Genomic DNA, 24,006 nt, shown 5'->3' on the forward strand with positions numbered 1-24,006 from the left:
GTCCTTGATAGTGATGACATATCATCATTTGGTAATTTGGCGCCCAGAGCCATGCTCAGCGTCATATTCAGCAAGCGCATCATTCGCTCCAGCCGGTAGTACCGCTTGTTCAATGGGCTCTTGGCGGACGGCAAGGAAAGTGAGTAACAGTTGGCGCTGTAGCCCAAACATCTGCCGTTCCTGCTCGGCAGTGACATGGTCATAACCCAACAAATGCAGGATGCCATGAATAGTAAGCAGCATCATTTCCTGCATGGTGCTGTGACCAGCAGAACTTGCTTGCTGAGCTGCAACCCATGGGCAGATCACGAGATCGCCAAGTACGCCTTCCATTTCAGTTTTGCCATCTCCTGGGCGCAACTCATCCATAGGAAAGCTCATAACATCGGTAGGCCCTTGCAGGTTCATCCAACGCTCATGAAGTTCGGCAATCGGCTCAGGATCAACAAACAAAATGGTCAAATCAGATTGGGTACTGACCTGCATTTGACTCATCACCCATACGCCTAAATCCGAAAACGCCTTTGCGTCGATATGCCATACGGTTTCATTCGTCACTTCGACGCTCATGATTCATCCTTTGTTGTATCGTGCGGCGCATCCTGCTGGCGAGTGTTCTGACTCTGCGCAAAGTGCGCGCTATGATCGTCAGTCTCACGCATCTTACGACGTTCACGTTGACGTTCAAGCTGAGCCGCATGACGATCATAAGCGTCCACAATGCGTCCAACAAGCTCATGGCGAACTACGTCGCCAGCACTTAAATGCGCGAATGCAATGCCATCAATACCGTCGAGAATTGACTCAATGGTAGCCAAGCCGGATCGTGGAACAGTCAGATCAACCTGCGTAACATCGCCAGTAATCACCATTGTTGTGTTGAATCCGAGACGAGTAAGGAACATTTTCATCTGCTGTTCCGTAGTGTTCTGTGCCTCGTCAAGAATGACGAACGCGTCATTCAACGTGCGGCCACGCATATAGGCCAAAGGCGCTACTTCGATTGTGCCATCATCAAGAAAACGGTGCAGCTGATCAGGCCCTAACATGTCGGAAAGCGCATCGTAGAGCGGTCGCAAATACGGATCGACCTTCTCGTTCAATGTGCCTGGCAAAAAACCAAGGTTTTCACCCGCTTCAACCGCAGGACGAGTCAGGATAATACGACGAATACGCCGATCCTGGAACGCGCGCACAGCTTTCGCAACAGCCAAATACGTTTTGCCTGTACCTGCAGGGCCAATCGCAAACGTTACTGTATGTGAATCGACAGCATTCATATATGCAATTTGGCCGGCCGTTTTAGCCCGTACTGGCTGTCCTGCAGCAAATGTGATGACACCAGGAACTCGAGGCCGACGCCGCTCATTATCCTGTTCTGCGGGTTCGTTCGCAGGGTACAGCGCTGCCCTACCCATTGCAGCACGAGGGCGGTCATACCCGGGACGCTCTGCGCGAACACGGTTTTTTAACACCTGCTGGTCAAGCATGCGCCGAACTGTATCCGCATCCATTGGAGCAGTGTATGCCGCTTGAATGATGGTGTTAACCACATCTTCCGCACGTGCTGCTTGCGATTCACTGTGCTTAGCATGCGAAAGAATAGCAATACGGTTACCGCGTACGATGATGGTCAGATCAGGGAATGCGCGTTCAACTTCGCGAATAACCTCATCCACTGGGCCGAGTACAGCCACTGGATCGAGCTGCGGTGGGATGGTGATGGTACGTGTCGTAGTTGCCACGAAACCCCTTTACTCGTCGAGCTGTTCGCCGGTAAGCACGTGTGCGTGCACATGGAACACTGTTTGACCGGCATCAAGACCCGTATTGAAAATCAGTCGATAGTCACCGTGGAATTCTTTATCGGCAATAGACTGAGCAACTTCTACAATGTGCGCCAATTCAGCCGGATCTGCCTTAGCGAGCTCCGCTACATTGGCATAGTGAGTGCGCGGCACAATCAACACATGCACTTTTGCCTTAGGGTTGATGTCTTTAAACGCGTAAGTGGTCTCATCCTCATACACCTTTGTGCTGGGGATTTCGCCGGCGATGATCTTGCAGAACAAGCAATCGTTGGTAGTCATATCGCTTTCTTACTCCTTGCCGCATTTCACGATAGTGTTATCGCTTTCCATGCTACTGCCATGCTATTGCGTCTTGCGGATATTCATGCCACCGCATGCCAGTTGATTGATGTGATTTACGCAAAACGTCCGAGTGAACGAGACAGCAATGACAACGCGACTGGCCCCGCGGTTGAAGCGCGTAAAATATTCGATCCCAGCACAACGCTGTATGCGCCCGCCTGCGTAAATTCAGCAACTTCTTCTTCGCTAATTCCACCTTCAGGACCGACGACAACACTAATGTCACGTGGCTTGCCATCTTCAAGGCAACGTTCAGCAAGCTGGGCAATACGATCTTCTATTGTCTGCCAGGTTGCGTTTGCATCTTGATGCAGCACGATAACAAGATCACCATGAACGCAAGCACGTCGGCATATTGCCGTGATTTGTTTGCTAGAAACGCACTCCCCTAGCGTCGGAGTCCAGACACGGCGAGATTGCTCAGTAGCTGCCTGAAGCACCTGATTCCATTTGCGATCAGTACGCCCCGCTTTCCATTTGGCAATAGAACGGTTTGCTTGCCATGGGATTACCGTGTCCACGCCGATCTGCGTAGCCATGTCAATTGCTTGTTCATCATGACCAGTTTTTGCCAACGCTTGAATCAGAGTTAGCCGGGTAACTGGCTGTGGTTGGCGTCCAACGCGCTCAACACGCACCATGCCATTGCGCGCATCAGTCAATACTGCGTGAATGCATAAGCCTTGCCCATCAGAGAGTTGCAAAGCATCGCCGTCTGTTAGACGCATTGCTTGAATAGCGTGGCGACGTACAGCATCCGGAAGCGTAATTGTCCATCCAGTATTGAGTTCGTCGCTGTTTACTGGAACATCATCATGGCTTGGATCCAGTAGAAACAAAGGTTCAGTCATAGGCACTAGGCTACACAAGCAGACCGTACAAAACCGCAACCCACAGCCGCGACACGCCGAAGAGACTATTCGATTTGGCATTCCTCAAAAAGCACGCTATAGTTTCATCTCGTTGTCTGCAAGACACCTGTCCGGGTGGCGGAATGGTAGACGCGCTAGCTTGAGGTGCTAGTGCCTATTTTATACAGGCGTGTGGGTTCAAGTCCCATCTCGGACACAAGCAAAACCCCGTGGAAACACGGGGTTTTCTCGTATTTTCAGCCGCACAGGCCTAAGTCCCTGCCGCAAAGATGATCTCCGTAGCACGAAATATGGGTTAATAGACAAAACGTGGGTCTTATTTGCAGATCACCCAGAAAATGAATAACCCCGGAATCATTGGAATTCCGGGGTTTCTGGTCGGGCTGACAGGATTTGAACCTGCGACATTCTGCTCCCAAAGCAGACGCGCTACCAAGCTGCGCTACAGCCCGATGTTGCCGTGAAAAAGCAACAATCGATAATTGTACTACATCCCTGGACTACGGCGTGGCGCGGAGCGTCGCGCTCCTTCCACCATGGTTTTTGTTGCTCATCGTTGCGTGCTGTGGTCATGCCGCTACAATAAACGTGGACTAACGAAGGGAGCGAACATGGGTAGGCATCAACGTGCTGAAACGTTGGGATTGGTGTCATTCCTGATCTGTTCGGTTGCTGCCTTCGCAGGGATGAAGCTGTATCTTGAATTCGCTTCAGCTATTTGGCAGGTGACGCAACGCCGATTTACCGCAGCAGCAGCGATTATTGCAGCTTGCGGCGTGATTTCGTTCATCATTGGGTATGCCAGTAATTCTCGCTCGTTGACGCTCAAACACGGCTGGTGGATGCCAATTCGTCGAATCTTTGAGATTTTGGCTCTCTCAGTGGTGTATGCGTCTACGATTTTTCTCTCATCATTCGCACTTTTCAGTGTCGTTAACACCGTGCTCGGCATGCATCTACTTGCTGGTTATATGCCAGCTGCGTGTGCAGGATTCGCCGGCGTGGCTGGATATATGACGTTTGTGCAAGCTGAATTGATGAATGCGAAAACGCTAGCATCATTGTTGCCATTTTTTGTGATCTCAGGCGTAAGCACAGCTGGATTTACCACGGATGATCCGTACTGGTATCACAATAACTTTTCGCAGCTCGGTGATCGTACAACGTTCGCTGCACGCATGTTCAATTCAACACTGATGCTCGCAGGCACATGCATCATCATCGTGAGCTACTTCGCGATTTCTGAGCTCATTACTACACAACGTCTTGAACGCTTGTGGCATGAGCGGCAAGATGTTTCTCATCAATCAGAAGAAATACATCATTTTAAACTTCGTATCGCCATACTTTCTTTGCTGCTGACGATTTCTGGTTTGGCATTTATTGGTATCGGTGTGTTCCGTTACACGCCGCATTACATCATGCACAATGTGTGTGCCAAAGGGCTTCCGCTTATCATGGGCGTGCTGCTGCTTGCATTGCCTTGGCTTGCGCCGAAAATGCCCAAAGCTATGTACGTGGTGTCGGATTTAGCAATCGCTGTATGTGCGGCGTTCGGCATATACATGTTGATGGGGCATGACACGTTAACGAATCTCGAAGCACTCGCGTGCGCATTCTTCCTTGGTTGGTTTATTGTCTTTTCAAGGCAAATTGCAGCAATCGAGGCAGATCGTGCACAAATGCAGCTTGTCATGTTGCAAGCTCAACGAGCCAACATGGTAACTGTTCCTGACGCGCTGGCGGATGCACTTGACAGTACTGAAGCAGTCAAAGAAGCCGCACAGCAGGCAGCCTCCTCCCCCAGTGAGCATGACGCAACTGCCGCATTGCAGTCACGACTCGCTGCTGAACGCTAGATCAGCTCTCAATTAGCGAGTTATTTATCGCATTTCCCGCTCAAACACAGCGCTCACACAATTATGGGGATGGTTCTTTTGTCAGCGTCTGGCGCACTGGCTAAAGAACCATCCCCATATGTATGCAACTATCTGTCACGCTTCCGCACGGTGTGCTGGGCAGTCAGCGCTCTTCAGCAGCAGGAAACTACGCGACTGCGCAGTAATCGCAAAACCTGCCTCATAGCTCAGCTCAGGACCCTTCGGGTTGTACGTGTCAATAAGCAGCTGCCATTTCTTGCCATATCGTTCATCAGGCAGTGTGAACATAATCGGCTCGTAATGCGCATTAAAAATCAGAATGAAATCATTGTCAACCATCTTCGAACCGTACCAGTCGGTTTCTGGAATGCTTGAACCATTGAGATACACCATTACTGAGAACGCATGCGTGTTCTGCCAATCGTCCATGTCCATGATGGAACCAGTGTGATCAAACCATTCGATCTGCGGGATCGTCGACATGTCTTCGCCCGGTTCGCGGCCAGTGAAGAATCGACGCCTGTGCAGCACCGGATGGTCGAGACGCAAATGAATCAGTTTAGAAACAAATTCAAGCTGATCTTTCTGAGCAGGCGTATGATCCCAGCTCGTCCAAGAGATTTCATTGTCTTGGCAGTACGCATTATTGTTGCCTTGCTGCGTACGCTCTACTTCGTCGCCACCGCAAATCATCGGAATGCCTTGGCTAACAAGTAGCGTTGAGAACAGATTGCGCAGCTGACGTTGACGTAAATCGTTGACGTCAGCAATCGCAGTGGGACCTTCAATACCGCAGTTCCACGAGCGATTGTTGTTTTCGCCATCACGATTATCTTCACCGTTAGCATCATTATGCTTGTAGTTGTACGTGACCAAATCGTTCATGGTGAAGCCGTCATGTGCAGTAATGAAGTTCACTGATGCAACTGGACGACGACCATTAACCTGATAGAGGTCAGAACTACCAAGCAGTCGGCTCGCAAATTCTGGCAATGTAGACGGTTGCGAACGCCAGAAGTCACGCACGCAATCACGGTAGCGGCCGTTCCATTCAGACCAACTCGAGGGGAAGCCACCCACTTGGTAGCCGCCAGAACCCAAATCCCATGGCTCAGCAATAAGCTTGACACGGCTGATAACCGGATCTTGTTCGACGATGTCGAAGAACGCGGACAGCTTATCAACCTCCTGGAACTGGCGAGCGAGCGTAGCTGCCAGATCGAAGCGGAAGCCGTCAACGTGCATTTCAGTCACCCAGTAGCGCAGCGAATCAGTGATGAGCTGCAGCGCGTGCGGAGAGCGCATGAGCAGTGAGTTGCCCGTACCAGTAGTGTCGAAGTAGTGACGCTGATCACCGTCAACAAGACGATAGTACGAACGGTTATCAATGCCCTTGAAGCTCAAGGTTGGGCCGCGATCGTTACCTTCAGCAGTGTGGTTATATACCACGTCAAGAATGACTTCGATACCAGCACGATGGTACGCTTTGACCATCGATTTGAATTCGTTCACCTGCTCGCCACGCTGGCCAGCGCTTGAGTAAGCGTTATGCGGCGCGAAGAAGCCGATAGTGTTGTATCCCCAGTAGTTGCTCAATCCTTTTTCTTGCAGGAACGAGTCATTGACGAACTGGTGAATTGGCATGAGCTCAATGGCGGTAATACCTAGCTTCTTAAGATATTCAATGACTGACGGGTGCGCCATACCCGCGTAAGTGCCTCGAATTTGCGGCGGCACGTCTTTGTTGAGGTTGGTCATACCGCGTACGTGCGCTTCATAAATCACAGAATCGTGGTATGGGGTGCGCGGATGCTGGTCGTTATTCCAATCAAAATATGGGTTAACGACGACAGATTTCATCGTATGCGCGGCAGAATCGAGATCGTTGCGCGCGCTGAGATTGTCGGGATTATCAAACCAGTATGAGAACAAGCTTTCATCGCCGTCAATATTGCCTTCGATTGCCTTGGCATACGGGTCAAGCAGCAGCTTGTTTGGATTACAACGCAGACCATTAGCTGGATCATATGGTCCGTACACACGGTAACCATATCGTTGACCAGGGCGAATACCGGGGAGATAGTTATGCCATACGTACGAGTTCTGCTCTGTCATCTCGATGCGAGTCTCGTTGTCCTGCTCATCAAACAGGCACAGCTCAACTTTGTCGGCGACCTGGGAGAACAGCGCAAAATTCACACCGGAGCCATCGTAATTTGCTCCGAGAGGATACATTGAACCGGGTCTAATCTGCATACCTCCGATTATCGCACGACTCGGCTTGCTATATTCGCATCAAACCTCACTGCTAAGCAAATTGCATGTGATGATTCGGCGATGATATGGTGACATGCGCTTATCGCTGAGTAATACGGCGAAACTCTTCATGCTGAATAGCAATAAACGAGTTAGACGCAGTTATGCGCACACTGCGCAGCGTATTCCAATCAACCCATGCGGATTCGACATGTTCGTCAGGATCAAAATGGCGCGGCACACTTCTCCAATGCCGCAAATGAATCACCATAATATGCGCAAGCTCATCGCTCATGCCTTCGGATGAGTAGAACGCACCAACATGATCGAATCGCACGTCTGCATTGGATGCTGGCGCAACACCAGTTTCTTCAGCGAGTTCGCGTAACGCAGCGGGCTCAATGTCTTCTCCATCATCCATAAGACCAGCTGGCAATCCGTATGCAAAGCAATCTGAGCCAACGCGATATTCACGCTCAAGCAAATACCGATCACGTTCCTCGTCATGTACCAGCATTACTACACACGGCGCATGGCGCATTACTTGTCGTCGAATTTCAATATTGCCACCGTTTGCTGTTGCTAAAGCGAGGCGCATATCTTCCACGTCAAATACCGCACCGTGATATACGGTGCTGCGGGAAAGCACGCTAACAGGCGCATCCATATCCACACCATCTGAGGAATTATTCAGTGTTCGATCAAGAGCTGCAGGAGTGGCGGATTCGTCGTAAGCCCTGTCCATATCCATTTCATACCTTCCGAAGCGTTGTATGTATGGATTACGCGTGGATTGATAGCGCCCACGGGTCAGTATTCATCGTGATCCAAGTTGTTGCTACCGTTTGTCCTAACGTTTGCTCCACTGCTTGAGCAACATCGTCGAGCGCATAATGGAACCACAACGATTCAATCGCCGAATGTGGCGTGTTAATGAGCGCTGGGCGAGCAACCATGCAATCAGTACTGTTCTCTGTTTCTGCACGTAGCATAGCTTCACAACGCGCCTGTTCAAGAGCATCTGTAGCTGGATGATGACGTAAATCACTGGTGACATAAACGTCAGCGCCACTAGCGCGCACTTCATCAAATAGTGAATCACCTGATCCTGGTAATACGGCTACTCGACGCACCATGGCATTCACATCACCAGCTACTTGAACGCCAAGTTCAGTGTGCGGCAAAACAGCAGCGACATGACGAGCAAATGCTTCAAGCGTCAGCGGTTCGGCAAGTTCGCCAACACGACCGAGACCGACAGGATGCTCGGCGCTTGGATCGTGAATTGGTACCAGCGGCTGCTGGTTAATCAATCCGAACAAATCGGCTGCAGCTTGGCCTACTCCACGATACGCGGCATCAGCATTGGTGTGCCCAACCCATAGCGCGCAATGATGCTCGTAGAGTTCACCAACGACTACGCCATGCGGATCAAGCCCGCTCACCGCATGCGTTGCTCGAAACAGCAACGGATGATGGCATACCAGCAGGTCAGCTCCGCGACGAATTGCTTCCTTGACGACTGCGATCGTAGGGTCCGCAGCAAACGCAATGGTGGTAACTGGACGATGCGGTGTGCCAACGATCAGACCGGGCGCATCCCAATCTTCTGCATAGCGCAATGGGTATAGCGTTTCCAATACGTCAACGACCTGTTTGAGCGTAGGCAAAGCATCCTCCTTCACGGACCCTTGTTACGAATGCTGTAAGCGATTCGTATACGATGCGCATTAGTGCGCGGCAAGCTGCCAATCTTCACCAATGCCGGTAGAAACGTCTAGCGGCACTGCAAGCTGTACAGCATGTTCCATCGCATCCTTCACCAACTCACTTGCACGATCCTGCTCTCCTGGAGCGATTTCTACCACAAGTTCGTCATGAATTTGCAGAATGATACGACTGAGCAAACCAGCATTACGCAACGCTTGATCAGCGCGGATCATCGCAATCTTCATAATGTCGGCAGCAGAGCCTTGAATCGGCGCGTTCAATGCTGCACGTTCTGCTGCATCGCGCACATTACGGTTCGTGGAATGCAGTCCGGGGAAGTAACGACGGCGCCCGAACATCGTCTCAGTGTATCCGCGCTCACGAGCTGAAGAAACCAATGATTCCAAATACTCATGCACTTTGCCAAACGTCGCAAAATACTGTGCTTTCAGTCGTTCAGCCTCGCCCGGAGCGATCTTCAGCTGCTGAGCCAACCCATACGTGCTCAAGCCATAGGCGAGACCATAGCTCATCGCTTTTACATGAGAGCGTTGATCGGAGCTAATCTCCTCAACTGGCACGCCGTACACCAAACTCGCCACATAGCGGTGGAAATCCGCACCGGAGCGGAACGCTTCAATCAGCGCCTCGTCACCGGATAGATCAGCCATGATACGCAACTCAACTTGCGAATAATCAGAACTAAGCAGCGACTCATAGCCCTCCCCCGGCACAAACGCGGAACGAATCTCACGCCCTTGCGCGTTACGGTTAGGGATATTCTGCAAGTTCGGGTCAACCGAGCTTAAACGGCCTGTTGCCGCAACAGTCTGCTCGAATGTCGTGTGAATACGCCCGTCAGCAGGATTGGTAGCATCAATAAGCGTCTGCACGATTTGTTTCAGCTTATTAGTCTCACGGTGCCGTAGCAGCGCACCAAGGAATGTGTTAGCACGCTCATTGTCTACAGATTTGACGTACAAATCTTGCAAAACCGCCGCATTAGTCGTATACGAGCCGGATTTGGTCTTACGCGTGGGCTTCAGCCCCATGTCTTCGAACAGTATTTTCTGTAACTGTTTAGGACTTTGCAAATTGACTCGAGTACCAGCCGCATCCCAAGCGATTTCTTGCGCTTGACGAGCATCAGAAGCGAACTGGTCTCGCATTGCTACCAATCGCGGCATATCAACGCTTGCACCAGTACGCTCCATGCCATACAGCACTTGCGAAACAGGCAATTCGATAGCATGCAGCAGCGTGAACTGTTGACGTTCATCAACCATCGGAGCCAAAGTGGCAGCTAGAGCCGCGATAAGCGCAATACGCGTCAACTCATGGTGACGGTCATCCTCTTCGCTTATCTCATCATCACCGCCAAGATCCAGTTGCCCTTGCGATTCCTGAGAGTCTTCAGCTTCGATATGCACGTCGAGGAAATGTTCGCCAGCTTCTTCGACACTTTCAGCGTGAAAATCTGGGTGTATGAGATACCCAGCGAGCTTGGTATCAAAAAATGGTGTGGGAAGTACGAGGTTGACCGACGCGAGCATGTGCGACTGCTCTTTGAATCCGTGCACGATCATCGAAGATGCATGGTCATTGATGATCGTTTGCATGGTTTCCATAAGACCGTTATCAGCGGCTACAGAATCTCGCAGTACCTTCGCAGGGATAATCGCAGCCTGCCCTGCTGAGAACAGAAGAATGGAGGCAAGTTCAGCTCTCCCAGGCTTTGGCGATCCTTCAGCGTTCAGTGTCCACGCATGCGCAATACGAGGTGCACACAGTGTAGCTGGTGCGTGCTGACCTGCAGCAGTAGGTTGCAGAAGTTCATGATCGCTATGGTCACTATGCTGCGTGGATGAGTCAGCTGCCGGCATATTGGCTGCCGCCCAGGCTTGCAACTGTGCTGCATCATTGATGACCGTGCCTTCAGGAACATTGAACGATGATGGTTCCTGAGAGTCATCTTCAACAGTGGACTGCTGGCCGATACCAAATGATTTGAGAATGCGGCTTCTAGTTCGCCCGCCAAATTCCAGTTGGGCGAATAATTCGTCGAATGCTGCAGTGTCTACCTCACCGAATGTCAGATCTCGTACTGCAACACCGAGGTCAAGGTCTCGGCGCAGCGCATTAACGGTACGATTGAGTTTGACTTGGTCAATGTTGTCTCGCAGCGCTTCGCCTTTTTTGCCACCGATTTCATCAGCGTGCGCGATGATACCTTCGAGATTGCCGAACTGGTTAATCCATTTCGCAGCGAATCCATCGCCAACACCAGGAACGCCAGGAATATTATCGGCGGTTTCACCGCGTAATGCGGCAAGATCCGGGTACAACGATGGCGGCACATGATATTTCTCTTCAACAGCTTGAGGAGTCATATGCTTCAAGTCTTTAAAATGCTGCCCGGGGTACAGTACGGTGATGTTGTCATCAATCAGCTGGAACGCATCACGATCTCCGGAGAGCACGAGTGTTGCATACCCAGCATCTTCACCCATTGAGGCAAGCGTGCCAATAACATCATCGCCTTCAAAGCCGGGCTTCTCGATATAGGTAACGCCAAGTGCCTTCAACATGCGTTGGATCAGCGGCAACTGCGTAAGTAACTCCTCAGGAGCAGCTTCACGTGTGCCTTTGTACTGTGGCAGCAACTGATTGCGGAAGGTGCCGCCTTTCACGTCAAAAGCCACAGCAAGCCGGTCAGGGCGCTCACTGTCAAGTACTTGGCACAGCATTGATGCGAATCCCCATACGGCATTGGTTGCTTGACCGTCATGGGTGCTGAAACTTTCGACCGGTAACGCGAAAAACGCGCGGAACGCGAGCGAGTGGCCATCAACCACTAGCAGTGTTCCGCGCGTTTTCGTCTGGGTATCATCCAGGTTGTCGCTCATTCCTCAACTTCCGGCTTGGGATCGCCATACTTAGCGATAATGGCCAGTGCAAGACGCTTCTTCGGGATACGCTGATCCATCGACGTCTTCTGAATCCAACGGAAAGCGCCCTGCTCGGAGAAGTCTGCCTTATCCATGAGCAGGCCCTTTGCACGGTCGACGAGCTTACGCTCTTCAAGCGTGTCTTCAGCCTTCTTCAGCTTCTCTTCGGTCTTGCGCAGCTGCTCCTCAGTTTCCTTGAGACGGTTTTCGCTGCTTTCAACATTGTCAAGCAGATCATTGATCTCAGAGAAACGGCCCATTGCCACTTCCAGTGCAGGCAGCAGCTTCGACTCTTCATACGGCTTGGTTACGTATGCCATTGCGCCAGCGCCAGTGGCCTGCTTGACAAGATCCGGCTGGGAGAAAGCGGTGAGCATCACTACCGGAGCAATATTTTCATCGCAGATAATGCCTGCAGCAGCAATACCATCCATGCGCGGCATCTTGACATCCATGCACACCACATCCGGACGATGCTTGCGCGTCAATTCAACCGCCTCTTCACCGTTGGCAGCTTCACCAACAACCTCGTAGCCGTTGTCTTCCAGCATTGCCACAAGATCCATCCTGTTGACAGATTCGTCTTCAGCAACAACAACAGTACGCTTCTTGTGAATAGCATTTTCAACAGGTTCACCTGCGGAGACGGCCTTCAGCTCGTCTGCGGAGAGCACTTCCTCCATGCCCTCATCCGCCGGTGAGGCGTTCTTCCTTGCAGCCATGCCAGCAAACCTCTTTTCGATCTGCAACGAAGCATCGACGCGCCCGACGGCCACGGCGACTCGTGAACCCGGTGAGCTCAAGGAAAGCCGACTTCGGTCTTCCCCGCGCAGGTTAGCACGATGCCTCGCTGTTCGTTGTTACATCGTAATGACATCTCACATTGTACAGTGCAACTCGCATTGTACAGTGCGCGAACTGAGATAACTGTATCGAAAACGGGTTTACTGTCAAGTCAACGCGTGTGCAGCAAACCGCTTACCAGTTGTCCGCGCTGTTGCCTGTACTATGAACGCGCTTTACGGCGAACCCTCCAGCAAACGACGACGACTATCACTCCAATGCACGCGATACCGACCACTACAGCAGCTACAACTGCTGTCGCGCTTATCAATGATGGAGCTTTGCCGTCGACACCGTCGGCTTTGGCTTGCTGAACAAACCAACTTGGATCTGTTGGATCGGTGAGTGATGTACTGGTCCAAGTTGCTGGTTGTGCACCCACATGAATAGCAATTGCTGATCCAGCGCCCACGGTGGCGGTAAACGTACCATCGCGATGAACAGTGACTGTTTTCGAGCAGTCACCTACGGCATACACGTTGCAATATGTGCCCGCTGGCAGCGAGGTGGTGAATGTGGCTTCAAGGGGCGATTCGCTGTTGTTAATCGCTAGATATCCTTTATCAGCGCGGCCAAAGCCCACTACATTATCGCCATATTCTTTCCAATCGGTGACCTTCGTGTGAGCTACTGCATTATGAAAGCCAATCATGCCACGAATTGCTGTCCAACGCTGTGTGCACTGCCAGGTGCCGGAGGTCTGTGAGCCATCAGTAGGGCACTTCATATCCGGAACCTGCGTAGTGCTCGCTGATGGCGCTCCTGCATCATTATTGTTGAAATAATAGCCGGCATAAACGTGCGGTTGGCCATAGTTATAAGCAAGCAAGAAAGCGTTTGCGAGCAGGTAGCGTGAACCATCTTTATAGGTCAATGCGTTGTCGCCACGCTCGGTATCCCAGTTCGTCACCCATACAGCAGCCTTGTTCGATGGTACCCAGCTACTACTGGTACCGATGCCGGACAGGCCAAACGTAGCAGAATTGATGTCACCGTTGAACGCTTGCTTCAACCGCGCGTTGACGTTAAATTCAGAAACCTTACCGGTACCTAGATAGTTGACTGGCTGAATTTCTTTCGCTTCTGACGTGCTGCCGATCACTTCCTGTTCGAAGAGGAAATCGTTCTCGTCCAAGCCAGTTTTTGCGAGCAGCTCGGATTTGAGCGCTGCTACGTCTGCGGCAGCAATGTGTTTCACCGCATCTACGCGGAAGCCTGCTACGCCGAGATCTAACAGCTTTGCCATATAGTCGACGATTTTGCTGCGCACGTTAGCGTTGCCAGTATCAAGATCTTGAAGACCGGAAAGACGGCAGTTCTGTACATTGTCAGCATTGGAATAGTTGATGATGTTTTCAGTACAGTCATGAAAGTCACTGGGCGTGTATGGTACTGCAGGAAAGTTCCCTTCCCCATCAAACTTGCTGCCAGCTACGCCAGTACCGGAGCGATCGGCGCCAGCCATATGGTTGATGACTGCGTCTGCAATAACGCCTACACCAGCTGCTTTACAGGTGGCGATCATGTTGGTGAATTCAGCTTCTGTGCCGAGTTTGGAGTCTAGCTTATAACTTACCGGCTGGTAGGAGGTCCACCATTGTGTGCCGGTAATGGTTTCTTGCGGAGGCGAAACTTGTACATAACCGACGCCTTCAGGTCCATATGTTTCAGTGCATTCGCGCGCTACCGAGCGCCAGTTTGTTTGAAATGCGATCACGATAACGTCGCCACGGTTTACGGATGATATTTCAGCATGTGCAGATGGCGTTAACGGCGATGCTGGCGTGCAGAGCATTGCAGCGGTAAGTGCAAGAGTTGCCGCCGTAGCAAGGGCGCGTTGCAGTATTGATTGCTGACCGTTGCGTCGTTTCATAATCTGTCGCGTCATTGCGGTCCCCTTTCCCCTCAGCATTGAGCTTTCAGCAAACAAGCATATGTGCTCATGTTTTGTAATGAAAACGTTCGCACGCATGTTGGCTTTTAGCATAACACTTTCGCAGTATTGAATCCAATATCCAACGTCAACGTTTGCATTTGCTGCCGTAACGTTCCCCAGCGAGAATCGCATTGTCAACTCCTACTTATGCTGTAGACACGCCGTAACTCACAAAAACGGCACGCCAATGCGACGTTAGCGAAAAACTGTGCTAAGCTATCCAATCGTTGCGAAAAGCCCTCGTATCCCAATTGGTAGAGGAAGCAGCCTCAAAATCTGCGCAGTGTGGGTTCGAGTCCCACCGAGGGCACTCTTTTTAATCATTGGAAAAAGCCGCAAACCCTACTCTCACAAGGGTTTGCGGCTTTTTCGTCTTTCATCCTATTTCATCCTATTTCATCCTATTTCATCCAATTTCATAAAAAATGTGGGCAAAATGTGGGCACGAATCGATGGGTTTGGCATATTTTTTAGGTGTGTCGACTTGTCTTTATACTACCAAGTTGGTAATATAGAAGTGTCATCAAGGAAAGGACACAAAATGCAGGAGATCACCACCGGCACCGAAAAGCAGATCACCTACGCCGCCTCCCTGCGTGAGGAAACCGTTGCCAAGCTCCACGCCACTGCCGACAACCGTGACGAATCCTATTACCGTCGTCGCCTCGCAGCGCTCAAAGCCGAGCGCCTCTCCGAATGCGCCGACGCCGCCACAATCATCGACTGGTGCAAGGGCCACTTCAACGCAGATAACCAAGAGATCGTCAACGGTTACGAGATGGAAGCTATCCGCCAGCAGGTTATCGCAGACAAGAAAGCATTCGAGGCCAGCCACCCACAGCCAGCAAAGCCGGAATCATCCCCGATCATCCCGGGCCGCGGTCGTCGTCGCCGTCAGCCAGTGGAACTCACTCCCGAGCAGCAGCAGGCGAAAGCGGAATGGGCTGAATACAATGCGCGCTATGCCGAATGGGAGGATAGCCTCGAAGCGTACATGACCCGCGTTGCTGCTGCCCGCCAGACTAAGAAGACCGTAGCACCGCAGCAGCCGGCCACCCACGCCGCCCATAAGAACGAGGAGCCGACCACGACGGAAGACGAAGATGCAGCCGACCTGCACCGTCTCCACTTCCTTGACTTACATGACGTGGCCGTCATCGCCGGCATCAGTGACGCGACCGCCCGCCAGTACCATAAAACCGCGCGCGCTCACCGCCTAGACGGCGAGCCGCATCCAGGCGACCTACCTGCCCCGGATGTGATTATTGGCACCCGTAGCCAGTACGCTAAAGCCGGATGGAAGCGTGAAACAATCGATCAGTGGATGATCGACCGGCCGCGCAAAGGCGGAGTGCGCGCCTTCACCCCAGGTACCGGGTATCCGATGGACGATGAATGCACCATGTGGCTGATCGTCACCCGAGTCACCCGCACTCAAGTGTGGCTAGCATGCAAAATCTGGTACCCGGGCGACAAGCATATGGAACGCTCATATCAGTGCGCAGACATCTATCTAGGCTTTGGGGAGGATGACCGATATATCGAACTCGGCCGACGCGGTAACCTCGGCGGCAGTACGATCATCGGGCGGGGGTTGCGCATCGATGCGAAGCAATTCGTGGAACCGCCGGAAGTATTTCGGCTCGACGATGAGGACATTAACACGCCGCAGACACGGTATCGGATGGCATGAGCCAAGAATGAGAAATGGCGGCCGGTGCGAAATACACAGGCCGCCATCAGCCCCCGCCATAGCGGGGAGCACCACGTAAATCCACCTATTCACGGGGTCATCCCCACCGAGGTGGGGAACACTACGTAAACCCGCCTATTCACGGGGTCACCCCCACTAGGGTGGGGAAACATGGGCAAGTCTGATTATACGCGGGGTTTGCTCAAACGCAGAAAAGCGCCCCGCTCAGCACAGGCATTTAACCTGCACGTTGAGCGGGGCGCTAGTGGATACTTGAAAGACAGCAGTGTTTTCCACGCACTGCCGTGCTGCCTCCACACACTTCGTGTGGAGAGATGAGCAGCACGATTTTTATTACTGTCCGACTGCCTGTAGAAGGCGCGTCGCGAATGGCGCCGACTTAGTGCCGAGCTTGAAGACAGGTAGCTGCTTGCCCATGGTCTGCTGGGCTACCGTCTGTAAAGCCGTCACCTGATCCGGGTGGGTAAGATTATGGCATTTAGTACCATCGAAATAAATGAGCCTTGATTCGTCGTTTGGCTGGATAATGCAAGCCATGCTCATATCAGTATCCTCCTGAGTGTCATTAGTGTCTGTAGTAGTACCCGTGTAGCGCAGATAGCAGTTCCACGGGTAGTTGTAGTAGCTTCGGACATTGGTTTCGTAGCCGGTTTGGTCGCCGGCCTGTCCCCCGTAAGCACGCCCGCGCTCATCGATGGACGCTTGAGCAAGCAAGCCACCACCCAAGTACACGGCGACGTGATGCACATCATTAAGCAGGATGTCACCCGGCTGTGGATTACCGTTGTTGGGGAGGCGTTTCCAGCCGCGAGCAATGAGATTGGCGCTGAGGTTGCCGGTGTAGCTTGCGTTACCAGTGTCGAAGCCAGCCTCACGCAACACCCAGATCACGAGACTGCTGCAATCACATTCACCGCCGGGACGAATGTCCCAGCGGTTGTATTGGTCGTAGCCGAGGCTCACGGACTGGCACCAGTAGCGCATTCGCTCGGTGAGCTTCGTGAGACTAGGCATTGTCTGCGTCCTTCTCGTCCGTCTTCGCCGCGTCGGTCGTATATTTTTCGATGACGGCGGGGGTGATCTGCGTGACTGTGGTCGGCATCATCGAGACGCCCTGCACCTGCTCCAAAGCACCATTTTTAATACCGTTGGTGAGCTGCTTGCCGGAATATCCGGCTTCGGTGATGCTGTTGTTGCGCCACCATGCCCAGATAGATGTAGCAACGGCGATGACGCCAGTGATGGCGGTAGATACCTGATCGGTAGTAAACGGCAGCTGTGAGATTCCGCCAATACTCAAGCCGGTCTGGACAACACTAAATAGCTGCACGAGCAGGAGGACAATAGACTTGACGCGCTCAGTATTCAAGCCGGGAGTAGTGGTGTTAACGATATTGGCGTGATCTGCCATAATTTTCTCCTTTGTAAATATAGAAAAACCGCACCCCATGATGGAATGCGGTTTAATTACTCTTCAGAATCTTCATCAGGATCGGGTGCGACGTGAGCGCGTTTCACGTCCTCATATAATGCGGAAATAACGCCATTCTCGCCTAGATCCTCGTACGCACAAAACATATCGTGAAAGAAACGTTTCGTTTCCACAGGCATATAACCCTTGTCCACGATCCACACTCGATGTAGCTCAATCAGCTCGCCACGCAATTGCATTTGCATGCCGCGTTTAAAAGCATCCATCTCGATCTTCATGCGTTTGAGTTGCCGCCATAAAGCGGTAGCGATCACGCCCAACACACCCACCAGCGCCCATTCCGCAATGGCGATAATTAAGTCATCCAAAACATTTCCTTCTTTCCTTCCTCATTGAAAATGAATAATCGGCTGGGTTTCCATGTCGAAAAACGCTTCATCCTCACCGGCTGACACAATGCGCGTGAAATAAAAAGCAGTGACGGTTTCTTCGCCGGCTTTACCGCGGAATTTCACGTCAATCGCACCGTCAGCAGGCACAGTAAACTCAAGCCGCAATAGTTGTTTGCTGGCATAGTCAGCGGTTTTCGCAAGAATATTGCCGCTACTATCACTGATCTCGATGACCGCGCCGCGATACGTATCAGACTCGGATGCAGCACCCGCCTGCGAGAGCAAAACCAGTTTGCTACCCGCAGGCAAGGTAAGCCGGAATCGAGCGTACGCACCCAAGGTGGTGGTTTTATTTTTCAGCGCAAACCCAGGTTGTGCGTCACTCCAAGCCATGAAAGTCGCGTCAATCAATTCGGCTGGCTGCATGAGCCATGAGCGGCCGCGAGGATTCGGAAAATAATTCGTGCGGTCGCTCATGCTGCCACCTCCCACTGGGAGACGGTCAACCGGCGATAATAGGCATGGTGCCCTTGTTGAACGTGTCCTTGGGCAGGCTGTACGTTTGCAGGGCCTTCCAATCGTCGGCCGTGCACACGCACAGGTTGTCCGCCCGCCAGTATTTGCCGTCGTTCAACGCGGTGAACGTGATCGAATCCGCATCTTTCGCAGGCGTGATGGTCCAAATGTTCGCCTTGGGCAAGTCCGCTTCCGTAATGGTCGTGCCCCCACACGTGATCATGAATCCCTTGGACTCCACGTCCGTCCACGTTTTCCACACGCTCACGCGCAACACCAGCGGAGTACCGGCCGTGACCGGGCTGATCGGGATGATTGTGCCGTTGCTGCTGAACCCAGTGAACGATTTCGGGGATAATGCAATATTCTTGATGCACGTCATGCTGCCAGCCTCCAATCGTAGAGGCTAGCCACACGAGGAGAAGCGTTAAGAGACTCCCCCCCTCGATTATCGGCGTCAGACTTGAGGACAATTCGCTTAACTCATATGATTGCAACTTCTTCCATCCTTCCGAAGTACATAAGACCGGATCAGTAATTGACGTATTACAACCCGTCTTCTTGCCAGCCGCCACTTCAAACCGCAAGCGCTGCACGCCATCTGGAACAGTCAGCACGTTCGTTAGACTCACTACCTGGTCGCTAACTAAGCCGCTGATATTCGCCAGCCATGCCCATTTACCGTCAGCGCCGATATACCCGACACGAATCCATGCGTTATCGATGCGCGAGCCCACGCTCGTGTCACGCGTATAAGCATTTACGTGGAATTCGTAAGTGCCTGGCGTGGTGAATGGGAATTCGATGGCGGCGTGACCGCTCGCGTCGGATGTCGGCATCACAACAAGATGCTCACCACCCGAATCCGCGCCGGTCACCGTCACATCATTCACCTTCGTTACAAAATCGGATAATCGTTTAAAACCCGGGTCAGCGAAAAAATTGCCAATACGCATACTTTCCTCCTTTGGATATGAAAAAACCGCCCAACAAGAGCGGCAAAAAAATGTGGATAAGTTGACCCCTTAACAGTTCATCGGGGGGTCATGGATTCAGCTGGCTACAGACCGCTTTCTTGTCGGTGCGGGCAGTAAATATACTGCCGGCAACGAAGGCGGCTCAGCCACACATGCGCTAACTATTAACGAAATGCCATCCCACAAGCACACGCTAGACGTAAAAGTCAGCGGACAGAATGCAGGCAGCAACAATTCTGTTAGCGCCGGTCAAGGCACTGGCACGACACTACTGAATGCACAGACCACTCATGTCGGCGGAGGTCAGGCGTTTAGTATCATGCCGCCTTACAAGGCGGTCTATTTCTGGCAGAGGACGGCCTAAGCAATTCGCTGCCAGAAATACACAGCCGTATACGGTGGAAGAATGCTAAAAGGCTGCGTGTTGCCATTGCCATCACCACCGGCGAAACTCGTGTAGAAAATGCCCTTACTGCCTTTACCAGCACCCATACCACCGGCGACCGTATCGGTTTTACCGCCGTTACTGGTCATTTCTAGGGTGAGAGAATGCTGGTGCTTAGGAATGTTAGCAATTCCAAGGGTGACACTTGAGCGGCCGCCTGTGGCTGACGCCGCGTAACTTCTGCCTGCGCCGACGAGGAAACGATCTGTAGCGATTTGCTGCCATGACCCCCCGATGAACTGATCAGGGTTCGTATTCTTCATTGTCGCATAAATCGCACCCACCGGGAACAAGAATTCCAGCGCGTACGCTTTTATCGCAGCCGTAAGATTCGGGTCAGTACCCTCCGTGCTCTTCGTCGCAAACTTCGCGTCCGCCTCGGTCTTCGAGTAAAACTTGTCCGTGTCTGCCGGCAAGAATTTCGCGTCGCTTTCGGTCTTGGTGTAATACCGGCCGTCGGTTTCGGTTTTCGTGTAGTAGTCCGAGAGGTCTGGTGGTGTGATGTCGGGGGCTTCGATAGCGCCGCTTTCATCAAAATTCAGGTTTCGGCCAAGCTTGACATTGAGAGTGCCGTTAGCAGTGATGTCTACACCTTTGCCTTCTTTGATGACACCCGGCGTATCTTGGGTAGCGATAGGAAGGTCTTTCACGAGCGTGGATACGCGCCCGTTGACGTCGACGGTTAAGCCGTCGCCGATAATCACACCACCGCGAATACTGGTTGTTGCTGGCGGCAGCGTGTATGAATCATTACCGCCTGTGGTGATGCCACCACCGTCGAAGTAAATGATTTCACGCTGTTGCATTTGCTCCCAGCTAGCCAAATCAAACAAACCGATTTTGAGGACGACCAGGCCTCGGCCGTTTGCTGGCGCATGCAATCGAACATTGGCTAGGTTGGCTGCTCGAATAATTAACGCGTGCTGGTAGCCTGCTGAACTGCCTCGCAGCCAAGTAATTACTCCATTATCGAGACTCGCGCCGCCCATTGGTGTCAGTCCATCGTCGGGACTGAGCAGCAGCACACCGATCTTGTCGCCGGAGGGCATTCCTGAGGCAGTGGTGTTATTCCACGGTTGCACCCAACCGTCTTTTGCAGTGTTCGTGCACACGATAGCGAGCGCGCCGTCTGTTCGGGTGGTTTGGGTGGTGTTGTTGGCGGTTGGGAGTGGTTTGGTGAGGATGTCTGGTTTGATCCAGTTGGTGGCGATAGTTTGGAATTCTTGGTTGTTTGCCATGGTGGGTCTCCTAGTTGATAACGACGAGGTAGCTGATGCCGCTGTCGGTTGCGTAGGTGTACATGTCGGTAAGTACTGCGCCAGTACCATCACTATTAAGTGCCTGGGTGAAGTAGACCGGCTTACTTTCGAGCATTTCGTTGGTAGCCCGATAATGCAGATGCATATAGTAAAGATGCCCGCTTGTTAGGGCGGGCATTGCAGTCTTTGTGTCAACGCGTGTCAGGATGAGCTTGTCGGTGATTTGCAGCATCATTTGGGGGCCTATGGCGTTCGTGTCTAATGCTGGCATGGTGTCGCCGATCGGGATTGATAATGCTGTTCCTACCGTGACCGTGGGGAAAAGGCCTGGCATTTGCGGGGCAAGCAGATCATCAAGCAAATCACTGCTAATGCTCGCGCTGGTGAAGGGCTTGAAAGTAATCCAACAATCAACCTCCCAGCCTCGTCGATCAAACCATGCGCGGCCGCTATCCCCTACTTTGACGCTGAAGACTTGGCGTGCCTCATAATTCGCGGCGAGCGGCCCCAAGTCCATCCACGCGGACCCGTTGTACTCATACACATGCTTGTCGTCGAGTGTTTGGGCGCGGTAGCCGGTGTAGAGGCCGCTGGTAGGGAGTTTGGTTTTGTCGGTGATTTGGGTGTTGATTTGGAAGCGTAGGCTTTTGGCCCATTGGTCTTGGGTGCCTTTGTAGCCGGCTTGTTGTGCGGCTTTGTAGGCGCTGTCTCCGGTGTTACCTTTTTCGCCTTTGTCGCCTTTGAGGTTAGTGAATTCGAGGGTGATGTCTTTGGCGGTGTCTGGGCCGCTCATGGTGGCTTTGACGCTTGGTGTGCCGGATGTGTTGGTGACGGTGGCGTTGATTTTGCCGAATCCGGCGGCGACGCCGGCTAGGGTTACTTCGCTGTAGGTGTCGAGGATTTGTGTGGATGCCATCAGTGCATTCCTTTCTTCTGATTAGAACGCATTCCAGTACCCCCAGCCGTAGAGTTCGGTTTTGCCGGATTCAAGGTCTGGTATGGATTGCATGATGCTGTGGGCTGTGGTGTTTGCGCCTGTCCAAGTGCATGAGAGTGCTTCGCCGTCGGGTTGTACGCCGTAGATTTGCCAGACGCCGCGTCGTCGGCCTTGCCATTCGCTGCTGTTGGTGTCTGATGCGGTGAGTGTGGCGATGATTTGCCCGGTGGCGGTCGCGGCTGCTACTGGCTTGTCAAGGAGTATATTGTCTGCGAGATCGAGCAGGCGCACGCGTACGGTGATACCGCTCAAATCAAGGGGATTTGTGGTTTTGCCACCGTCGATAGAACGCTGGCAGTTGAATTGCCAGCTGAAATCCATGCCGCGAGGGAATGAGAAGTCACCGCGCGCATAGGGTTTTTCTAAAACTGCCATCAGGTTTCCTCTGCTGTAAGACGTGTAGTAGTCATGCGCGCCACTGTTGGGCGGCGTACCACGACGGGGGTTAATGCTGCTGCCACGTCGGATTGAAGCCGGTCAAGGCGAGATGCAAGCCATGTCATCGGATTCGAATTGCCCGGGCGTACACCATTGACTGACGTAGCGCGTTGGCGTGCTTGCACATCGAGATAATCGTCTGAGATATTGCCAGACACGTCCGTGACTACTAAGGCAATGAGTGTGCTGGTATGCTGTCCGTCGCGATTCCGTTCGTATACGTACTCGTCTTGGACTCGCAAATCGATATGATCACCGACACGTACTTGGTGTTCGCGTCCTACGCGAAGTTTCCAAGTACGATCACGCCGAGACGCGGCTAGTGTGCCACGCGCATACGCGTGTAACGCGGCCAATGAATTCGTGTTACTCGCATTACCGGCCTGCAAGAGCATGCCGCTTGCACTGGATTCATCGTCTGCGCGTGTGATGAGGATACGCCCATCACTGCGCCCACCGGTCGCCCACACTTGCGTAGCAATGGGAGTACCGCCGCCGCTCACACCTTGCAACACAATCCGCGAGTCAGGCTGTAGCGTATTCCACAAGTACGAGTGATCGACGATACCGGTGCGCGCCCAACGGGTCTGCCAGCTAAAACGACCATCCGCGTCAAGTTTCGGGTCAAACCGTAACTGGCCAGCGGTTTCCATGCTCATGAGATCATCAAGCATACTTCCGATGGTTTTCATTTCCCACGCGTACGCGCTCACGGATAATGGTTCTATGCCGGGCTGTTCAGTCAAACCGACCGGGACATTAACGCATAAGCGTCCCCATTGTTGGGCGAGACCGATCAACGCTTTCGCAATGTCACCGGCGCTACCACCGTATCCAAGGACCCATTCGCCACTGGGATTGTCTTCATCTACTTCAATGCTGCCCTCATAGGATCGCTCATTAAGTCGCGGGTCAAGCACGAGCCGCCAATCAAGCAGACTCCACCCACCACCGCATTTAATCGTGAGCTGCTGTGATTCAGCATCCCATTCAGGCGCTTCAAGGATCGGCCCAGCATGTATGATCTGATCCCCATCCATTAACGCCAGTAGCGTGTACTGCTCAACCAACAGCTCGTTCAGGTCAATGCCTTGCGTGGCTTCACCAACAGCGATGGTGACGCTCATCGAGCCTGCCGTATTCCAAGACTGTGACCACGAGCAGGATACAACCGGGATCGGGCGAGTGTTTAAATGCGTGCCATATTGTGTGTCATACGCTTCCAGTCGAAACATCAC

At 52.5% G+C, this 24,006-nt stretch carries 22 protein-coding genes and 3 tRNA genes; 5 read left to right on the top strand and 20 right to left on the bottom strand.

Annotation, left to right across the window (positions count from 1 at the left end):
• Positions 1 to 24 precede the first annotated feature (24 nt).
• The 4 genes from ybeY to D2E25_RS01160 form a co-directional block, all read right to left on the bottom strand.
• The gene (ybeY, locus tag D2E25_RS01145) at positions 25 to 570 is read right to left on the bottom strand and encodes an rRNA maturation RNase YbeY (RefSeq protein WP_125979219.1); all 546 of its coding nucleotides are present in this window, start codon (positions 568 to 570) and stop codon (positions 25 to 27) included.
• Entirely contained in the window at positions 567 to 1,745 is a 1,179-nt protein-coding gene (locus tag D2E25_RS01150) for a PhoH family protein (RefSeq protein ID WP_125979220.1), read from the bottom strand. The genes ybeY and D2E25_RS01150 overlap by 4 nt, the downstream gene beginning before the upstream one ends.
• Before the next feature lie 9 nt (positions 1,746 to 1,754).
• Positions 1,755 to 2,090 (bottom strand): histidine triad nucleotide-binding protein, encoded by a 336-nt coding sequence (locus tag D2E25_RS01155; protein ID WP_125979221.1) that lies wholly within the window; start codon positions 2,088 to 2,090, stop codon positions 1,755 to 1,757.
• A gap of 116 nt (positions 2,091 to 2,206) precedes the next feature.
• On the bottom strand, positions 2,207 to 3,004 hold the full coding sequence (locus tag D2E25_RS01160) for a 16S rRNA (uracil(1498)-N(3))-methyltransferase (protein ID WP_125979222.1): 798 nt from the start codon (positions 3,002 to 3,004) through the stop codon (positions 2,207 to 2,209).
• Positions 3,005 to 3,133: 129 nt separating this feature from the next.
• Between D2E25_RS01160 and D2E25_RS01165 the strand changes: the two genes are divergently transcribed.
• A tRNA-Leu gene (locus tag D2E25_RS01165) sits at positions 3,134 to 3,221 on the top strand.
• Positions 3,222 to 3,400: 179 nt separating this feature from the next.
• On the opposite strand, the gene D2E25_RS01170 is transcribed toward D2E25_RS01165, so the two are convergent.
• Positions 3,401 to 3,477 (bottom strand) — tRNA-Pro (locus D2E25_RS01170).
• A 159-nt stretch (positions 3,478 to 3,636) separates the two neighbouring features.
• Here D2E25_RS01170 and D2E25_RS01175 point away from each other — a divergent pair.
• Entirely contained in the window at positions 3,637 to 4,884 is a 1,248-nt protein-coding gene (locus D2E25_RS01175) for an ABC transporter permease (protein WP_125979223.1), read from the top strand.
• A 135-nt stretch (positions 4,885 to 5,019) separates the two neighbouring features.
• Here the strand turns inward: D2E25_RS01175 and glgX are convergent, their stop codons facing one another.
• From glgX to D2E25_RS01205, 6 genes are all read right to left on the bottom strand, one after another.
• Positions 5,020 to 7,161, bottom strand: a complete 2,142-nt coding sequence (gene glgX / locus D2E25_RS01180) for a glycogen debranching protein GlgX (RefSeq protein WP_125979224.1) — start codon at positions 7,159 to 7,161, stop codon at positions 5,020 to 5,022.
• A gap of 100 nt (positions 7,162 to 7,261) precedes the next feature.
• On the bottom strand, positions 7,262 to 7,906 hold the full coding sequence (locus D2E25_RS01185; protein WP_125979766.1) for an NUDIX hydrolase: 645 nt from the start codon (positions 7,904 to 7,906) through the stop codon (positions 7,262 to 7,264).
• Between the two features lie 37 nt (positions 7,907 to 7,943).
• Positions 7,944 to 8,831 (bottom strand): Nif3-like dinuclear metal center hexameric protein, encoded by an 888-nt coding sequence (locus D2E25_RS01190; protein ID WP_125979225.1) that lies wholly within the window; start codon positions 8,829 to 8,831, stop codon positions 7,944 to 7,946.
• Between the two features lie 60 nt (positions 8,832 to 8,891).
• On the bottom strand, positions 8,892 to 11,777 hold the full coding sequence (gene polA / locus D2E25_RS01195) for a DNA polymerase I (protein WP_125979226.1): 2,886 nt from the start codon (positions 11,775 to 11,777) through the stop codon (positions 8,892 to 8,894).
• Positions 11,774 to 12,541, bottom strand: a complete 768-nt coding sequence (locus D2E25_RS01200) for an ANTAR domain-containing response regulator (protein ID WP_125979227.1) — start codon at positions 12,539 to 12,541, stop codon at positions 11,774 to 11,776. Before D2E25_RS01200 ends, polA begins: the two co-directional genes overlap by 4 nt.
• Positions 12,542 to 12,825: 284 nt before the next feature.
• Entirely contained in the window at positions 12,826 to 14,550 is a 1,725-nt protein-coding gene (locus D2E25_RS01205; protein WP_241216903.1) for an alpha-amylase, read from the bottom strand.
• A 284-nt stretch (positions 14,551 to 14,834) separates the two neighbouring features.
• On the opposite strand from D2E25_RS01205, the gene D2E25_RS01210 reads away from it, so the two are divergent.
• Positions 14,835 to 14,908 (top strand) — tRNA-Leu (locus D2E25_RS01210).
• 231 nt (positions 14,909 to 15,139) lie between these two features.
• Positions 15,140 to 16,291 (top strand): helix-turn-helix transcriptional regulator, encoded by a 1,152-nt coding sequence (locus D2E25_RS01215; RefSeq protein WP_125979228.1) that lies wholly within the window; start codon positions 15,140 to 15,142, stop codon positions 16,289 to 16,291.
• Between the two features lie 354 nt (positions 16,292 to 16,645).
• On the opposite strand, the gene D2E25_RS01220 is transcribed toward D2E25_RS01215, so the two are convergent.
• From D2E25_RS01220 to D2E25_RS01240, 5 genes are read right to left on the bottom strand one after another with little or no spacing between them, the layout of a single operon-like run.
• A complete protein-coding gene (locus D2E25_RS01220) occupies positions 16,646 to 17,326 on the bottom strand; it encodes an endolysin-like domain-containing protein (protein ID WP_125979229.1) in 681 nt (226 codons plus the stop codon).
• Positions 17,319 to 17,723 carry a phage holin gene (locus D2E25_RS01225; protein WP_125979230.1) on the bottom strand — a complete coding sequence of 135 codons (405 nt, stop codon included), beginning with the start codon at positions 17,721 to 17,723 and terminating at the stop codon, positions 17,319 to 17,321. The genes D2E25_RS01220 and D2E25_RS01225 overlap by 8 nt, the downstream gene beginning before the upstream one ends.
• Before the next feature lie 56 nt (positions 17,724 to 17,779).
• Positions 17,780 to 18,112 (bottom strand): hypothetical protein, encoded by a 333-nt coding sequence (locus tag D2E25_RS01230; RefSeq protein ID WP_125979231.1) that lies wholly within the window; start codon positions 18,110 to 18,112, stop codon positions 17,780 to 17,782.
• A gap of 21 nt (positions 18,113 to 18,133) precedes the next feature.
• Positions 18,134 to 18,613 carry a hypothetical protein gene (locus D2E25_RS01235; protein ID WP_125979232.1) on the bottom strand — a complete coding sequence of 160 codons (480 nt, stop codon included), beginning with the start codon at positions 18,611 to 18,613 and terminating at the stop codon, positions 18,134 to 18,136.
• A gap of 25 nt (positions 18,614 to 18,638) precedes the next feature.
• Positions 18,639 to 19,034 (bottom strand): hypothetical protein, encoded by a 396-nt coding sequence (locus tag D2E25_RS01240; protein ID WP_125979233.1) that lies wholly within the window; start codon positions 19,032 to 19,034, stop codon positions 18,639 to 18,641.
• Between the two features lie 668 nt (positions 19,035 to 19,702).
• On the opposite strand from D2E25_RS01240, the gene D2E25_RS10855 reads away from it, so the two are divergent.
• Positions 19,703 to 19,993, top strand: coding sequence for a phage baseplate protein (locus D2E25_RS10855; RefSeq protein WP_420897313.1), 291 nt, complete (start codon positions 19,703 to 19,705; stop codon positions 19,991 to 19,993).
• Here the strand turns inward: D2E25_RS10855 and D2E25_RS01245 are convergent.
• Genes D2E25_RS01245 through D2E25_RS01260 form a run of 4 tightly spaced genes read right to left on the bottom strand, consistent with a single transcriptional unit; the run spans position 19,990 to position 24,003 of the window.
• Entirely contained in the window at positions 19,990 to 21,312 is a 1,323-nt protein-coding gene (locus D2E25_RS01245) for a phage baseplate protein (protein WP_125979234.1), read from the bottom strand. The two genes, D2E25_RS10855 and D2E25_RS01245, sit on opposite strands and share 4 nt — an antisense overlap.
• A 10-nt stretch (positions 21,313 to 21,322) precedes the next feature.
• On the bottom strand, positions 21,323 to 22,249 hold the full coding sequence (locus D2E25_RS01250; RefSeq protein ID WP_125979235.1) for a hypothetical protein: 927 nt from the start codon (positions 22,247 to 22,249) through the stop codon (positions 21,323 to 21,325).
• A gap of 21 nt (positions 22,250 to 22,270) precedes the next feature.
• Positions 22,271 to 22,705 carry a hypothetical protein gene (locus D2E25_RS01255; protein WP_125979236.1) on the bottom strand — a complete coding sequence of 145 codons (435 nt, stop codon included), beginning with the start codon at positions 22,703 to 22,705 and terminating at the stop codon, positions 22,271 to 22,273.
• Positions 22,705 to 24,003: a hypothetical protein gene (locus tag D2E25_RS01260; protein WP_125979237.1), complete on the bottom strand. Its 1,299-nt coding sequence runs from the start codon at positions 24,001 to 24,003 to the stop codon at positions 22,705 to 22,707. The genes D2E25_RS01255 and D2E25_RS01260 overlap by 1 nt, the downstream gene beginning before the upstream one ends.
• Positions 24,004 to 24,006: the final 3 nt, after the last annotated feature.

Source organism: Bifidobacterium goeldii, assembly GCF_003951095.1.
Lineage (GTDB): Bacteria > Actinomycetota > Actinomycetes > Actinomycetales > Bifidobacteriaceae > Bifidobacterium > Bifidobacterium goeldii.

Coding starts and splice junctions, on each gene's coding strand:
- D2E25_RS01240 (WP_125979233.1), bottom strand. CDS start 19,034: ATGACGTGCATCAAGAATATTGCATTATCCCCGAAATCGTTCACTGGG.
- D2E25_RS01235 (WP_125979232.1), bottom strand. CDS start 18,613: ATGAGCGACCGCACGAATTATTTTCCGAATCCTCGCGGCCGCTCATGG.
- D2E25_RS01260 (WP_125979237.1), bottom strand. CDS start 24,003: ATGTTTCGACTGGAAGCGTATGACACACAATATGGCACGCATTTAAAC.
- D2E25_RS01175 (WP_125979223.1), top strand. CDS start 3,637: ATGGGTAGGCATCAACGTGCTGAAACGTTGGGATTGGTGTCATTCCTG.
- D2E25_RS01250 (WP_125979235.1), bottom strand. CDS start 22,249: ATGGCATCCACACAAATCCTCGACACCTACAGCGAAGTAACCCTAGCC.
- D2E25_RS01155 (WP_125979221.1), bottom strand. CDS start 2,090: ATGACTACCAACGATTGCTTGTTCTGCAAGATCATCGCCGGCGAAATC.
- D2E25_RS01220 (WP_125979229.1), bottom strand. CDS start 17,326: ATGCCTAGTCTCACGAAGCTCACCGAGCGAATGCGCTACTGGTGCCAG.
- ybeY (WP_125979219.1), bottom strand. CDS start 570: ATGAGCGTCGAAGTGACGAATGAAACCGTATGGCATATCGACGCAAAG.
- D2E25_RS01245 (WP_125979234.1), bottom strand. CDS start 21,312: ATGGCAAACAACCAAGAATTCCAAACTATCGCCACCAACTGGATCAAA.
- D2E25_RS01205 (WP_241216903.1), bottom strand. CDS start 14,550: ATGACGCGACAGATTATGAAACGACGCAACGGTCAGCAATCAATACTG.
- D2E25_RS01215 (WP_125979228.1), top strand. CDS start 15,140: ATGCAGGAGATCACCACCGGCACCGAAAAGCAGATCACCTACGCCGCC.
- D2E25_RS01255 (WP_125979236.1), bottom strand. CDS start 22,705: ATGGCAGTTTTAGAAAAACCCTATGCGCGCGGTGACTTCTCATTCCCT.
- polA (WP_125979226.1), bottom strand. CDS start 11,777: ATGAGCGACAACCTGGATGATACCCAGACGAAAACGCGCGGAACACTG.
- glgX (WP_125979224.1), bottom strand. CDS start 7,161: ATGCAGATTAGACCCGGTTCAATGTATCCTCTCGGAGCAAATTACGAT.
- D2E25_RS01225 (WP_125979230.1), bottom strand. CDS start 17,723: ATGGCAGATCACGCCAATATCGTTAACACCACTACTCCCGGCTTGAAT.
- D2E25_RS01185 (WP_125979766.1), bottom strand. CDS start 7,906: ATGGACAGGGCTTACGACGAATCCGCCACTCCTGCAGCTCTTGATCGA.
- D2E25_RS01200 (WP_125979227.1), bottom strand. CDS start 12,541: ATGGCTGCAAGGAAGAACGCCTCACCGGCGGATGAGGGCATGGAGGAA.
- D2E25_RS01160 (WP_125979222.1), bottom strand. CDS start 3,004: ATGACTGAACCTTTGTTTCTACTGGATCCAAGCCATGATGATGTTCCA.